Annotated in this window: 13 protein-coding genes; 7 read left to right on the top strand and 6 right to left on the bottom strand. The window is 47.4% G+C overall.

Going from position 1 to position 14,225, the window contains the following annotated elements:
• Both ACKPQ5_RS07780 and ACKPQ5_RS07775 read right to left on the bottom strand, forming a co-directional pair.
• Positions 1–723, bottom strand: a complete 723-nt coding sequence (locus tag ACKPQ5_RS07780; RefSeq protein ID WP_407678537.1) for an SIMPL domain-containing protein — start codon at positions 721–723, stop codon at positions 1–3.
• A gap of 62 nt (positions 724–785) precedes the next feature.
• Positions 786–2,180, bottom strand: a complete 1,395-nt coding sequence (locus ACKPQ5_RS07775; RefSeq protein WP_407678536.1) for a sulfatase family protein — start codon at positions 2,178–2,180, stop codon at positions 786–788.
• Between the two features lie 109 nt (positions 2,181–2,289).
• On the opposite strand from ACKPQ5_RS07775, the gene ACKPQ5_RS07770 reads away from it, so the two are divergent.
• The 5 genes from ACKPQ5_RS07770 to ACKPQ5_RS07750 all read left to right on the top strand — a co-directional run bounded on the left by ACKPQ5_RS07770 (position 2,290) and on the right by ACKPQ5_RS07750 (position 7,935).
• Complete coding sequence (locus tag ACKPQ5_RS07770; protein ID WP_407678535.1) at positions 2,290–3,228, top strand: hypothetical protein; 939 nt, start codon at positions 2,290–2,292, stop codon at positions 3,226–3,228.
• Between the two features lie 108 nt (positions 3,229–3,336).
• Positions 3,337–4,488, top strand: a complete 1,152-nt coding sequence (locus ACKPQ5_RS07765; protein ID WP_407678534.1) for a c-type cytochrome — start codon at positions 3,337–3,339, stop codon at positions 4,486–4,488.
• Positions 4,488–5,993: a DUF7133 domain-containing protein gene (locus tag ACKPQ5_RS07760; protein ID WP_407678533.1), complete on the top strand. Its 1,506-nt coding sequence runs from the start codon at positions 4,488–4,490 to the stop codon at positions 5,991–5,993. Before ACKPQ5_RS07765 ends, ACKPQ5_RS07760 begins: the two co-directional genes overlap by 1 nt.
• Before the next feature lie 107 nt (positions 5,994–6,100).
• Entirely contained in the window at positions 6,101–7,552 is a 1,452-nt protein-coding gene (locus tag ACKPQ5_RS07755; protein WP_407678532.1) for a sialate O-acetylesterase, read from the top strand.
• A 188-nt stretch (positions 7,553–7,740) separates the two neighbouring features.
• The gene (locus ACKPQ5_RS07750) at positions 7,741–7,935 is read left to right on the top strand and encodes a hypothetical protein (protein ID WP_407678531.1); all 195 of its coding nucleotides are present in this window, start codon (positions 7,741–7,743) and stop codon (positions 7,933–7,935) included.
• Here the strand turns inward: ACKPQ5_RS07750 and ACKPQ5_RS07745 are convergent.
• Positions 7,932–8,204, bottom strand: coding sequence for a GIY-YIG nuclease family protein (locus ACKPQ5_RS07745; RefSeq protein WP_407678530.1), 273 nt, complete (start codon positions 8,202–8,204; stop codon positions 7,932–7,934). The genes ACKPQ5_RS07750 and ACKPQ5_RS07745 overlap by 4 nt on opposite strands.
• 70 nt (positions 8,205–8,274) lie before the next feature.
• Here ACKPQ5_RS07745 and ACKPQ5_RS07740 point away from each other — a divergent pair, with 70 nt between their 5' ends.
• Positions 8,275–8,418, top strand: coding sequence for a hypothetical protein (locus ACKPQ5_RS07740; protein ID WP_407678529.1), 144 nt, complete (start codon positions 8,275–8,277; stop codon positions 8,416–8,418).
• 187 nt (positions 8,419–8,605) lie between these two features.
• On the opposite strand, the gene ACKPQ5_RS07735 is transcribed toward ACKPQ5_RS07740, so the two are convergent.
• Genes ACKPQ5_RS07735 through ACKPQ5_RS07725 form a run of 3 tightly spaced genes read right to left on the bottom strand, consistent with a single transcriptional unit; the run spans position 8,606 to position 13,536 of the window.
• The gene (locus ACKPQ5_RS07735) at positions 8,606–9,454 is read right to left on the bottom strand and encodes a S1 family peptidase (protein ID WP_407678528.1); all 849 of its coding nucleotides are present in this window, start codon (positions 9,452–9,454) and stop codon (positions 8,606–8,608) included.
• A gap of 36 nt (positions 9,455–9,490) precedes the next feature.
• Positions 9,491–13,078, bottom strand: a complete 3,588-nt coding sequence (locus tag ACKPQ5_RS07730; protein ID WP_407678527.1) for a PVC-type heme-binding CxxCH protein — start codon at positions 13,076–13,078, stop codon at positions 9,491–9,493.
• 47 nt (positions 13,079–13,125) lie between these two features.
• Complete coding sequence (locus ACKPQ5_RS07725) at positions 13,126–13,536, bottom strand: thiol-disulfide oxidoreductase DCC family protein (protein WP_407678526.1); 411 nt, start codon at positions 13,534–13,536, stop codon at positions 13,126–13,128.
• A 122-nt stretch (positions 13,537–13,658) separates the two neighbouring features.
• On the opposite strand from ACKPQ5_RS07725, the gene ACKPQ5_RS07720 reads away from it, so the two are divergent.
• On the top strand, positions 13,659–14,225 hold a 567-nt coding region (locus ACKPQ5_RS07720), incomplete at its 3' end, for an FKBP-type peptidyl-prolyl cis-trans isomerase N-terminal domain-containing protein (protein ID WP_407678525.1).

The raw sequence follows: 14,225 nt of genomic DNA, 5'->3' as shown, positions 1-14,225 counted from the left end.
TTATCCCCCTATCTTAAACTCAAGTGTGACCACAAGTTTGACCACTTTTTCTATGGTCTCGGTATCATAAATTCCATAACTTGATGTACGGGTGGAATTAGGCTTGGTGATTTGAATAACCCCCTGCCTGGCCGAAACCAGGGAGCCCAGTTTTTCCCCTGAACTCTTGGCCATAATCTCCGCTCGATCCCGACCATTTTTTGTAGCCCGTTTCATTAAATCGATTTTCACTTCATCTAAGTGTGACACAAAAAAATCGGGTCCGCTCAAAGTAAGACGAATTCCTTCGCCGTTCAAATCATACAACTTACGGGATAGACGGTCCAAATCTTCAACCTTTCCACTGTTAACCCGTAAACTTCTAGTCGCGGTAACATATTCGATCTCGTTCGTCCGGTTTCCTTTTTCATTTAGTTTTTTGGTCTCGCTGAGAGAAGAGGAAAGCTCCACCATTTCCAAATCTTCTCCCAAAACTTCATCGACGAGTGCCCGCACACGCTCTAGTGAATCCCCCGCTTTTTCGTAGGCTTCTCCATTATCATCACCCTTTTCCGAAATTCGCACCGTTAAACTCCCCTGATCAGCGAATACTTCGCTTTCTGCATAACCCTTAACCATGATTGGTTCGGCATGTTGGATCGTAACCCAGGGCTTCGAAATAATGAAGGCAGCACCTGTAAGGCCCACCACCAAGGAAAGGGGAATTAATATATTTTTAGTCATAATTTTTTTTGCCAATCTTTGCTCTCTTAGAGGTATGAATCATATTCATCGTTCAATCTTTCTTAAAAAAGGTGATTCCCGGTCTTGGCTGCCTGGTGTGCTTTTTTTGTATCCAGTAAGACACCCGGATCCCCCTCTGCTTTCATCCATCTTTTTAATTCCTTTCTCATTCCTTGAATCTTTTGATCGTAAATTTTATTTTGAGCTAAATCATTCATTTCATAGGGATCTTCCACCGTATTGTAAAAACTGATTTCCGGTCGGCTTTGGTATCTCTTGACCAGTTTATAAATCTCAGGCTTTTCCCAGGAATCCCTCACCCAGGTCGCCCAGTATGGATTGTTCAGGACCGCATTCCCCTTTAACCCCATGAGATGCTTTTCGATATAAAGTTCATCGGGAGTTAGATTCATAATGAATCGATGGGTGCCGTCCGATATCGTGCGGGTCGGATAAGGTGGACCCTCCGGAAAATTATTATGCATTCCATAAACATATTTCCGATGGTCCGTTTTCTTTCCGTGTAGAACCCCTGTAAAACTTTGGCCATCCATTTCCTCAATTTGCCCATCCGCAATTTCAATCAATGTGGGCAATATATCGGCGTACTGAACCAAAGCATCCGTTCTTCTCCCAGCCTTTATTTTTTCAGGCCAACGGGCAATCAAAGCGGTGTGCAAACCGGTATTCCATGTCGTCCATTTGCACCCGGGAAACTGAGAACCCTGCTCCGAACTGAACAGCACCAGTGTATCCTCTGCTTTTCCGCACTCCTGTAAAGCTTTGAGAATCTCCCCCACCTGTCCATCCATGTAGGTGATCTCCGCCAAATATTTTGAAAAGTCTTCGCGCGTTCGTAAAGTGTCCGCGATATTGGGGGGAAGTTTAAGTTTCTTCGGCGGATATTGCGAGGCATCCCCCATCACCCAGGGAACATGCGGTTCAGTCAATGCGATCACCAGACAGAATGGCTCATCTCTTTTCCGTTCCATAAACTTGCGGGCCGCACCGAGATCGTGTTCAAGGGTCGGATTACGAACGCAGTTCTGATCAAATCCCTCCACTTTCTCGAATGGAAAAACAGGAACCGGTCGAATGTGTGTCTTCCCAGCCAACCCCACCCGATAGCCCAATTTTCCGAGTGCCTGGGGCATACCCGTAATTTCGGGACGGCAACCCGAGTGATTCCATGCACATCCATTCCCCATCGGATATAGTCCCGAATACAACTCCGCCCGGCATGGTTGACACATGGAAGAGGCGACATAAGCCTGATTAAAAGTAAGGCCCTCACCTGCCAACCGGTCCAGGTTTGGTGTCTTTGCATTGACTCCACCATAAAGCGGCAAGTCGTTGTAGGTACAGTCATCCGCCAGAATCAAAAGAAAATTAGGGGATTGGCTAGCCCGTAATAAAATCGGTAAAGAAAGACAAAAAAGGACTAAAAATATTTTCATCTTATAAGACCTTTGGCTTTTCTTGAGTAACCGCAAGGTCTAATCGACGTCCTCGTCCCAATCGCTTATCCACTTGCTCCTCTTTTCCCTCACTCTTTAGTATATAGATATGAAAATTGCTACCCGCTCCTTCTCTCATCTCGTTTACACCCTCTTATTTCTTACCTCTGCCCTAGCTTGTGGCCAACTGTCATCCCAAGGACAGGAAAAACAAGAGGAATGGGGCGGACAAAAAAAGCAGTTCGAAAAAAGTTTTAAACGATGGCAGGACTTAAAAGATAATCATCAGGGAAATTATTCCTACACCAAAAAATGGAGTAGTTGGACGGGGTTTGGTCATACTACAACCATCATTGTAAGTAAAAATCGCGTAACTGAACGTAAATTTGAATCAATCGGTGCACCCCACCCGGATGGTAGACCAGTTGACAAAAATAGATGGGCTGAAAGAGGAGATTTCATCGGATCCTCCTCAGACAAACAAGCACATCCTGCCAAAACCCTCGATCAACTTTACGCCGAGGCAAAGGAACTATTAGCCAAGCCCATTCCATCCTTTCACAAAGGAGTTCTCCGGTTAAATGAACAGGGTCTTTTAATAAAATGCTTTGTTCAGGATACCCGTATTGCAGATGATGCTCCGGTCACGGGCGTCAATATTACCTCAATTACCCTCGGCAATCAAAAGGGTCCAAAAACCAAAGATTCTTCCCCCTCATTTGAACAGTGGATGGCAGAGGGAAAGAAGTTACCGGAAGGTATGATATTCATAGGAGGAAGCCCATGGTTTAATGAATCAACCGGACAAAAGCGTACTGCCCAAGAGGTGTATGAAATGGTATATGGAAAGAAAGAAAAGACACCACCCAATCAACCGAATCGCCCCCAGCTAAAACCAAATAAAAGAAAACCTTTCCCCAAGCACTGGGGCGATCCTCCCAAGAGACAAACCCGAGACCTCCGCCCCCTACCCGGAGGCTATGGGACGGGAAGCGGTACCCTGGCAAAATGGATTCAGGAAAACCTCGACCGCGATCAAGGACAATAAGTCCAGTCGTAATCAAACCGAATATTCACAATACCCCCTATTTTTTTATTGAACCACTTGGTTTACACATGTACAGCAAGACTCTTCTCATGTTTAAATATTTAATATATGACCTTCAGGAGTAAACAATCTATACTAGTCCTCTTTTTTACACTCTCCGGAAATCTGTTTGGTTTGTCCAAAGATGAAATTCTTCGCAAAGGCAAAGAATTATACAACGGAGCCGGTTCCTGCGTTGCCTGTCATATGCCCGATGGTAAAGGGCAAAAAGGAACGGTCCCTCCCCTTGCCGGTAGTGATTGGCTCAAGGGCGGTTCTGCCCGTTCCATTGCCATCTCGCTTCGCGGTCTGGCCGGCCCCATCAAGGTAAACGGTAAGCACTTCTATTCCGCTATGCCCCCCCAACTTCTCTTTGATGATGAGAAACTCGCCTACATCCTCAGCTATGTAAATAATGCATGGGGAAACAAGGAAGCTATAATCGACAAGGAACAGGTCGCCCAGGCTCGCAAAGAATTACCCCAGGATGTGTTTACTCCGGAAACCCTGCTCAAACGCTTCCCCTTTGATCAGAAATACAACCGTAAAAACGGTACCTTTACCCCCACTTTTGACGATTTGGTTTCCCAAATCACAGAACCCATTATCTATCGCACCTTTATGCCGGGAGCATCCCCGGCCGCCTTCGCAGTCGCCCTCCCCGGAAACCATTACTTCTGCTGGGACGCCGGTGAATGCCGACTCCGTTATGCCTGGACCAAAGGGGGCTTCATCCGAGCCAATCAAAACCACTGGTCGAGCAACGGCAAGCCTGTCGCTCAGTTCAACGGTGTGCCCTACTATCGTGCCCGCACCACTCAACTAAACGACCAAACTTTCGATGCACTTTCCAAGACCAATAACAAACAACCGATTTACGATACCTCTGAGGCTACTGACTTCCCCATTACCCTAAAGGGAGCGGGAGAGGCTCCCACCTACCTCGGTTACCGGTTGGTGGACGGGTTCCCAAAATTCAGATACTCTATGGGTAAGTATGTAATTACCGAACTGATACGTCCCAATGCCAACAAATCTGGTATACAAAGAACTTTTACGGTTTCTCCCACTGTTGAAACAACCCTTCGATTAACCCCGAACTCACAAGCTACCATCTCCAGTAACCGGGGTAATCTTTCTCCCGACGGAACACTTGTACTCACGGCTCGGGAATCCAATGAATTTTCGATTCTCATTCAACCCAGGGAGGAAGCCAACTAATGAAATTTATCTTATTTTGTCTTCTACTTGCATGTACTGTTTTTTCCGAAACCGCCCCTCAGTATTCAGTCATCGATATTCCGCCCCCACCCACCAAGTTTAAAAATATTCAGATTGACGGACTCACCTTTCTGCCCAATGGCAAACTCGTGGTTTGTTTACCCAGCGGGGAAATATTTGTTCGCGATAATAAAGAGGATAAATGGGAACTCTTTGCCGAGGGCTTACATAACCCGCTTGGCGTCATTGCACTTTCAAATACAGAACTCATTGTCACCCAAAGACCGGAACTGACCCGCATCCGGGATCTCAATGGAGATGGGAAAGCGGATGACTACGAAGTGGTAACCGACCAGTTTGGCATGTCAGGAAATTACCATGAATTCAATTTTACGCCCGTACGGGACACTCAGGGAAATTATTTCTTTGCCCTGGGAACTGGATCTTCCGGTGATGGCGTACGCTCGATCACACGAGGAACTTTTAATGAAAAAGGCAGACCTGGCAGGATGCATTCCTCCGCACCCTACCGCGGTTGTGTAATGAAGTATACCGCGGAGGGAAAAACCATTCCCTACAGCTATGGACACCGCACGCCCAATGGACTAGGGTTTGATCTGAAGGGTAATCTCTTCGTCACAGATAATCAAGGAGACTGGGTCGGTTCCAGCAAGCTCTTTCATGTGCAACAAGATCGCTTTTATGGACACGCTGCAAGCCTGGCCTGGAAAGAAGGCTTTGAGGGAGTTCCCGTTGACAGCCCGGTAGAAAAACTGGCCAAGCTACGAACTCGTGCCTGCGTCGTTTTCCCTCATGGTACTATGGCCAACTCTCCCACTGAAGTCCTCGCTATTTCAGAAAACGCCCACTTTGGCCCCTTCACCGGACAGCTCCTGGTGGGCGAGATGAATAAACCCCGAATTGTCCGGGTCATGCTCGAAGAAGTGGGCGGTGAACTTCAGGGTGCCTGCGTACCCTTTATTGATGGATCTCCCTTAGGACGGGGATGCAATCGAATGGCCTGGGCTCCCGATGGAAGCCTTTTTGTCGGGCAGACCAAACATACCTGGGCAGGCGGACAGGGAATTCAACAAGTTTCATGGAATGGAAAAACACCCTTTGAAATTCAGAATATGGAACTCACCAAGAAAGGATTCAAATTCACCTTCACTCAACCGGTGGATAAAAAAGTAGCACTAGAGAAGGAAAACTGGCCCTTCAAAAGATACTTCTTTGAATACCGCAAAGCTTATGGTTCCCCTCGGTCGGATGAGAAGTCGGTAGCGATTTCCAAAATTGAAATTTCCGGAAATGGAACGATCGTGGAGCTCACCCTCTCCGAACTTACACCTTGGCATATCCATGAAGTAAACATTCAAAATATAAAGGCACAAAATGGAACTCCTCTGGCCAACGGTTATATTGCCTACACCCTGAATCGTTTACTTGGGAAAACCCCTCCGGATCCCCTGCAAATTAAGATTGATCCCAAGAAAGAATCCTAAAAGACTCCGTTGAGTTTCTTTCTCAATCTCAGTTTTTAAGATTGATCAAAAGATTTTCAAAGAGTTTTCTTTCTTTTATTTAAAATTCTAACCCAGCCCCCATTATAATGCGTACATTAACCTCCTGTTTACTCTTCATTGCCGTCGTATTCTCGGCTCACGCCGTCCGCCTGCCAGCGGTCATCAATGCCAATATGGTCTTACAGCGCGATATGCAGGTGCCCATCTGGGGTTGGGGAGATGTCGGTGAAAAAGTATCCGTCTCCTTTGCCGGGCAGAAGAAAGAAACCACAGTAGGAAAAAAGGGGGAATGGATGGTCAAACTCGACAAGTTAAAAGCGAATGCTTCTCCCTCGCTTCTTACCGTTAAAGGAAACAACGAGATCAAATTGGATAATGTACTGGTCGGGGAAGTTTGGATCTGTTCCGGACAGTCCAATATGGAATGGCGTGTTTCCCAGTGTGCCAACCCAAAAGAGGAGATCGCCGCAGCCAAATATCCGAACATTCGACTCTTTGATGTCCCCGGACACACTGTTCACCCCATTCCCCAGCGTGAAGGCAAAGGAGAATGGAAAGTATGCTCCCCTTCCACCATATCAAACTTTAGTGCTACCGGGTACTACTTTGGAAGAAGGCTCCACAAAGAACTCAATGTCCCAGTTGGTTTGGTCGGATCGAACTGGGGAGGTACCCGTATCGAGCCATGGACCACACTCGACGGTTTCAAATCGGTACCCGAACTTTCCGAAACTGCAGAAAAAGTGAAAGCCTATACCCAAGACACCAAGGTAAAAGGAAGCACCCCTTCCGCAATTTACAACTCCATGGTTCATCCCCTTACCCCTTTCGCTTTACGCGGAGCCATCTGGTACCAGGGAGAATCCAATGGCGGAGAAGGCATTACCTATTACCAAAAGAAACATGCCCTCGTTCAAGGATGGAGAAAAGCCTTTCAAAACCCAAATCTTGGCTTCTACTGGGTTCAGTTGTGCAATTGGAAACAACCCGGCACCACCCCAGGCGGCGGAGACGGATGGGCCAAATTACGCGAGGCTCAGACCCAAGCCCTCGATCTTAAACACACTGGCATGGCGGTGATCATTGATTTAGCAGATGCCCATAACCCCAATGACATTCATCCAAAAAACAAGCAGGATGTGGGTGGACGCCTCGCTCAGTGGGCCCTTCATCAAACCTACGGTAAAAAGAATATTGTCCCATCGGGCCCGCTTTACTCCGGTCACAAGATTAAAGGAAATCAAGTCCATCTTTCTTTCAAAAATGTAGGGAAAGGACTAATGGTCGGTAAGAAAGAAAAACTCGAACCGACCAAGCAAATCAAAAACGGTTCCCTTAAACACTTCTCAATCGCCGGAGCCGATAAAAAATGGCACTGGGCAGATGCAAAAATTGTCGGCGATCAGGTGGTGCTCAGTTCAGGAGCAGTCAAGACCCCGGTCGCTGCCCGCTACGCATTTACCATGAATCCGGCCGATGCCAACCTCTACAATAAGGAGGGTCTACCCGCCAGCCCCTTCCGCACAGACAACTGGTAAACAACTCAGCCCTCGCAATCATAAGAGTGGGTAAGAACGCTGCGGTTTGATAACAACACACACTTGTCATTGCGAGGAAGGAACGCATGTGACAGACGCGGCAATCCACTGCATGCAATAGACATCTTCAGACAATGCGGTTCGCTTACTGACTCCCAGTGGATCGCCACGGGCTTTCAGCCCTCACGATGACAACACATAATTTGTCATTGCGAGGAGAGAGCGGGAGCGGACGACGCGGCAATCCATCGTGCCTCGCACAACCCGTACGACTTGTCTCTTCGCTTGCTGGATCACAGTGGATCGCCACGGGCTACGCCCTCGCGATGACAAGAGTGAGCAAAACGATTCAGAATCACCAATCAGCACTTAGGTCATCCTAATTTGGATTATCTTTTTCGATTAGCTGAATTTTAGTGGAACGCTTACCCGCCTTTAATTGCTTTTCTCGTTTGATTGCATTTTCAACCACCTCGAAAGACTCAAAATATACCAACTTCTTGAGACTATATTTTTTAGAAAAACCTTCGTTCGTTCCATTCTTATGTTCGAGCATACGCTTGGAAAGATTTCCACTGACGCCAACATAAATCGTACCGTTTTTTCGATTGGCAAGTAAGTAAATACAGTAGGATTTCTTAGTCCAAGACATTAACCAAAGATAAAAAATCAAACCGCATAGTCGATCAATTTTGATGTTGTCATTGCGAGGAGGGAACGAAGTGAGCGACGCGGCAATCCATCGTGTCTCGAATTATGTATACGACTTGTCTCTTCGCTTACTGGTTCACAGTGGATCGCCACGGGCTTTCAGCCCTCGCGATGACAAGGGTGAAGACGCCCTCGCGATGACAAGAGTGTCGTGAGTGCGTGGTATTTGTCATTGCGAGGAGGGAGCCTAAGTGACAGACGCGGCAATCCATGGTGTCTCGGGGGACGCGTGCGGACAGTGCGGATCGGTTATTGGCTCACAGTGGATCGCCACGGGCTTTCAGCCCTCGCGATGACAAGGTGTGGGAGAAGTCGGGACTATTTCCAACCTATGACAACAAATTATTTCTGAATCAATTCATGAATTGATTCCACAGGTATAGAATTCTTGACCACCATTTGCAGGTTTTCTTTCTTCCCGTTCTCTATGCTGTAATAAATGGAACTGGTTGATGACACCACACCCACGACCTGTCCCTTGCGATTAAACGCGGGAGCTCCACTTGATCCTTTGGCATAGTCAGCAGTGATAGACATCCTGCGACCGGGTTTTTGACCGTTTTTCAAAATCATTTGGTAACGGGAGACCATACCCTTTGTCATGGTGTACAATTTTCTATTTGGATGACTGATTACCCAGACATCCGCTCCCACACTTGCGGGCTTACCAAGAGCCATTGGAATTAATTTGGCATCCCGTAACTTTAAAATGGCAAGATCGTCTTCCTGATTGGCAGCGAGAACTTTTTCAACTCCATAAACAGTACCCTCCGCATCCATAGCTCCCAGAATTTCTCCTTCATCTTTTTCCAACACATGATGATTGGTTACGATAATACCATCTTGCCCAATAGCGAAAGCAGAAGCCATGGAGGTATGCCATTTCGAACATTTCCCACAATTATAAAGCCTGCCCATTACTAAAACAGATTTAGATATCTGATCATAAAGCTTGTTGGGTGAAACGGAGTGGATTGGAACCTCTCCGAGCACAACCTTGGAATGCTTTTGAGTGAGTTGTCTTTTTAAATCGGCGAGTCGAACCGATTGATTGCCTTCCAATAATTCTTCCAATCCTTTTTGGAAATCGGAACCTAGCTTTAAATCATTGAAGTATCTTGGTTGGGCAAGTAGCGAAACCGATGTAAGAAAGAAAAGAAAAATTAAGATGGAGGAGGAAAATCTACACATAGACCCATAACGAAGATGACTTTGAAATGGGTCAACCTATTCCTTAACCGCTTTATATTTACCTTCGATATGTAAAGTGTCCCCAATCAATTTGTGAACCAAATTCCCTTCCAAAACAAATTCATTTTCAGATTTGGAAATACAGCGGCGTTTCCAGATCACATCCTCTCCCAGACGAAGAGTGACCTGACCGTCTTCGGCAATCTCACGGGTATACCCATTGAGATATTTCCAGGTTCCCAATGCAGGATGTCCTTTGAGGTTTAGAGCGAGTGCTGACTCATGTACAGGAAGTTTCATCTCTCCGACTTCGGAAAGTGTGCGTAGGCGAATGTTACGAAATTCAATCGGAGCCCCCTCAGACTCTAAACAGAAGAACCCAGAAGATGGATCAATCCCATCCCCTCCTGAGACCTCTTCCCCGTTGACCCAAAGGCGGACCTCACCATCGACCGCCCGAACATAATACCGGTTCCATTGATTGATTCCCAATGTCGTTTCTTTGCTTGGAAAACTGCGCCGACCATTAGGCGCAACCGGGGGAAAGGGATTCATTTTAATTGGGCCCACCGGAAAGACGTCACCGTGACTGGTAAACCAGTCGGCTGGTTTTTTATGCCGTTTGATGTAGTGATCGGCATACCCGAGGTCGAGGACCTGCACTTCAATCCCGTGAGGCAACCGGCCCTGTCCGGCGGCTAATTTGGAAATACTTTGCGGGGTCGCCCAGACAAAGACGCCCGAGTTTCCGGCATTTTTTTTGTGCATCCATTCGAGTAGGAGTTCAAAGTTTTCCAAGGGTTCGCGGTACCGGATGACCCCGGTCGGTTTGCCCGTGCAGTAGGCATGTCCATTCTCCCAGCGCCAGGTATCGGGGAAACAGTTCACATTGACAAAATCCTCTCCCGTAACGACCTGCCATCCCGGCTCATTTCCGGTGGGGGGAACGGGTTCTCCGGAATCTCCAGAGGTGGAATCGTCTTCCCCCGAACCGGTGGATTGCATGTACACCGCGAGGTCCGCGAGGTCCTGATCAGACATTCCCATTTCGGAGGCGGAGGGCATCCAGGATTCCTTTAAATAATCAATTTTTGCACCCGCTCGACGAAAAAGAATTTTACGGGTTTGCCCGCCAAGGACTTTCAGTTTGAGGGAACCGGCATGCCAACTGTAATTGGAAAGAAAGCCCTCCGCCACATGCTTATTTTTCTTGGTGGTGAGACGGACCGGTTTTTCATACCCATGAGCAAGTTTGTCATCCGGATAAACGATCTCTTTTACAATCTCCTCTACGGTACGCTCCTTCCCCCAATGGGTAAGGTTGGGTCCAAAGTTGACCCCAATTCCTTCAATCTTATGGCACAGATAACATTTTGCGGCTACTGTCTTGCCCCTATCTAAATCTCCTTGGAGCTGCGCAATTTGAGCAGGCTCAGAAACTGTAGTCAATACTCCCAGTTGGGTGGGAATTAGATAGCTTGCTTCCATCATTTCTCCCTTTAAATCATTAAGATCTTTTGCAATTATCTCGTCCACCGTGACCTGGTAGTACTCGGCAGAAAACTCGGATAGTTGGGCGAGGGCCTGTAAGCGCTTAACCCGGTCCTGTCTTTCCTTATCGTTACGAAAACTGGCAAAGGCCATGGACAGAAACCTAAATTCATCCACTGGTGGTTTTTGTACACGAATGCAAAGATCCAGATCGCGGATTGCTTCAGGGGTATGGAGTCGCCATGCGAGATGCTTATTTTTCGATCCCCACTTTTCGGGATCCGGCATGGTAGGAGCGACCAGCTGATTATAAACCAAGTTTTCCTTTCCGTGAAAGGCCACTCCCAGGGCTTCCAAATAAAATCGATTCCGACCGTCAAATCCTTTCATCAATTGGGCAAGAAGGTCGCGACAATCTGAAAAGGGAATACCTTTCAGGCTCACCGCTACTTCGCGCCGAACCGAGGCGAAGGGGGACTGGGCGAGTGCCTTGGCATATTCAAGCGTACGATCAGGGTGGCTATGCCTAAGGGCACGATAGGACACTACGACCTCGACCTCATCTTTACTTTGCAAACCGGGTTCAATTCGAGTCCTCCCCTTCTCCCCCAGCTGGGCAAGTACCCAAATTGCACGGGAACGGAGAACGGGATCACTGCGGTTTTGGGCCAAGAACTGCTCGACCTTGGTGTAGGCCTTTTCTCCAAGACTGACCAGTTGGGCGGCGGCATGAGAGCGTACATTGACAGCAGGGTTTTTCAGGGCGGCGAGCAGACCATCCACTTGAGAAAAATCAATTTTGGGCAGAGTCAGGGGCTTCCCATCTTTACGGGTAATACGATAGATGCTCCCGCTTACCTGATTGGTTCCCCGGCTGGTATCATTGTAAAAATCGGAAAAGAAAAGCGAGCCATCAGGGGCAAGTGCGAGATCGGTGGGTAAAAAGAATTCGCCCTTTCGATCCGCCTTCAAACGGATAAAAGGTCTGTGCTCCCCCATTTCGATCTGGGCTTCCTTCCATTGCGGGGTGACCGCCATCACCTCCTTGCGCACCATACAGGCGACGAGATAAGTACCGGCCAGCCCGAGGGTGTCGTCCTCAATCAGAACATTCCCAGTGGGTGAACCGGCACCGTAAATCGTGCCCGGTGGAAAAGCGCCCGGATAATTTTCACGCCAGTGGGAACGGGAAAAACGAAGCCCTTTGCTCCATCCTGCCGGCTCCTCCCAGGACTTGGCGACTTCCTCCCATGATCGGCTCCCGTCGCTCAGGTCCGCATACCCCATATTAGCATGTTCCATCACCCAACTGATTCGGGCATGAGCAGGGTCATCATTATCACTCTGATAAATATCCCCATGGGAACTAATAAACATATCGTGTGAATTACGCATATTCTCCCCGGTCGGGGTCAGCCCGGTACCGTCCGGATTAACCCGCATAGTCATACCGCCCACATAGACCTCTCCGTCTGAACTCTTTTTACCAATCCCGTCGCTATAACCATAATAGCACCCGGAAATATGATGCCTACCATCCTTGGTCTTAATATCCGCCCCTCGGTTTCCATAGGAGAAATGCCATTGCCCACTGGGAGCACCGACCACCGCATGGAGGGTGTGGTCATGACTCGCATCACGAAACCCGGTTAAGAAAACTTCCCTCTTATCAACTCCCTCATCAAACACCGCGTTCCGATTAACATCGGTGTACACGATAATCGATGGGGTGGAAGAAAGAACGATTCGGTTGTCAAAAACTGCAATCCCAAGGGCGGCGTGACGGATTTCCTTTTCGGTGACAAAGACATGGGAAGAGTCGGCTTTTCCATCCCAATCCTTATCTTCCAGCACGATAATTGATCGGCCTTCCTTGACTCTCATTCCTCTTTGGTAGTCAATTCCCTCGGTGGCCCACAAGCGTCCCTGAGCATCAAAGTCCATCGCCACCGGGGAAAAAATCATAGGGGAACGGGCCCATAATTCGATGGTCAGATTGGCATCACCTAATTCAAAAGCATCGATTGGTACACCCGTGATTGATCGTTCTTCCAAGGCAAAAGCTTCCCGGGTCGGGGCAGCGGAAATAGAAACGAGCAGGCAGAGGAAAGGGAGAATAATAATCTTTGTCATAATCAAAGCTTTCTATCTACTCAACAGGGTATGAAACCACAATCCCTTTAGTCTAAAAAGCGTTCCTTTTCTTCCGGAGAAGGGAGTCGGCAAGCGGCTCTCTTTTTAGAAATCAAATGACGACTATTTGCAATTATACGATAAAATAAATCCCTCAGAAAAGCGGGTATTAGCAGGAGGGGCCAAACCACAACCCAAAGCCCACCCAAATCAACGAGAATTCGTAAAACCGCCGATGATCTGCGTAAGATCATACCGTCTCTAATATAAATAATCGTATTTAAATCCATACACTCCTCAGGAACCTGTGCATTGGCAAACTTTCCCTGAAGGGGAGAAAATAAAAACTTTTTATCCCGATCACGGCTGAGAATAAAATCGACTGATGCATTGCACATACCGCATACACCATCAAATAAAACGACCTGTTGCCTATCCTCTTTTTGTTCATTTGACACAGCTTATAATCTAACGGCTTGTATTTCATTGCCAACCCTTTTTAAAGATAGGAAACCTAATAAAAATAAGGAAAGCCCTACATTTAAGTTGACTAAAATCGAGACGAAGGAAATTTGAGTGCATGGAATTAACTAAAATCCAACCGATTGCCAGGGCGAAGAAAACTGGCTTATTAGTAACGAGCATGATTTTTCTTTCTGGTTCAGTTTTTGCCCAGAATGATAAAAAAATTGAAGACGCGGAAATTTACGGGGCGATTGGAATGATGTTTGCCGAAGGATCCGGTTTGGCAAAAATGGAGTTTACCAGCGAGCAGATCGATCTCATTTTAGCCGGTATGAAAAAAGGAATTGCATTGGGAAAAATGCCACCGGAAACACAGGCACTGATGCCCAAGGTACAACAGATCATGTCCGAAAAAATGAAGATTGCCCGGGCGGCTGAACAGGAAGGAATGAAGGGCGTGGCCGCAGAAAATAAGGCAAAATCCAAAGAATACATGGCCCTTCTTGCCACCGATGAAAAAGTCAAAAAAGACCCCTCCGGCTTTTACTACGAAATCCTGCGTGAAGGAAAAGGCCCCAGTCCAACCATGGATAAAACGGTTCGTTTGCACTATCATGGTACTTTGATTGACGGAACGGTTTTTGACAGCTCGGTGGACCGGGGACAACCTGCGAGTTTCCCT

The organism is Candidatus Seribacter sulfatis (assembly GCF_964187635.1).
Classification (GTDB): domain Bacteria; phylum Verrucomicrobiota; class Verrucomicrobiia; order Opitutales; family Seribacteraceae; genus Seribacter; species Seribacter sulfatis.
Note: the sequence above shows the minus strand (reverse complement) of the source record. Positions and strands in the feature narration are given on the sequence as shown.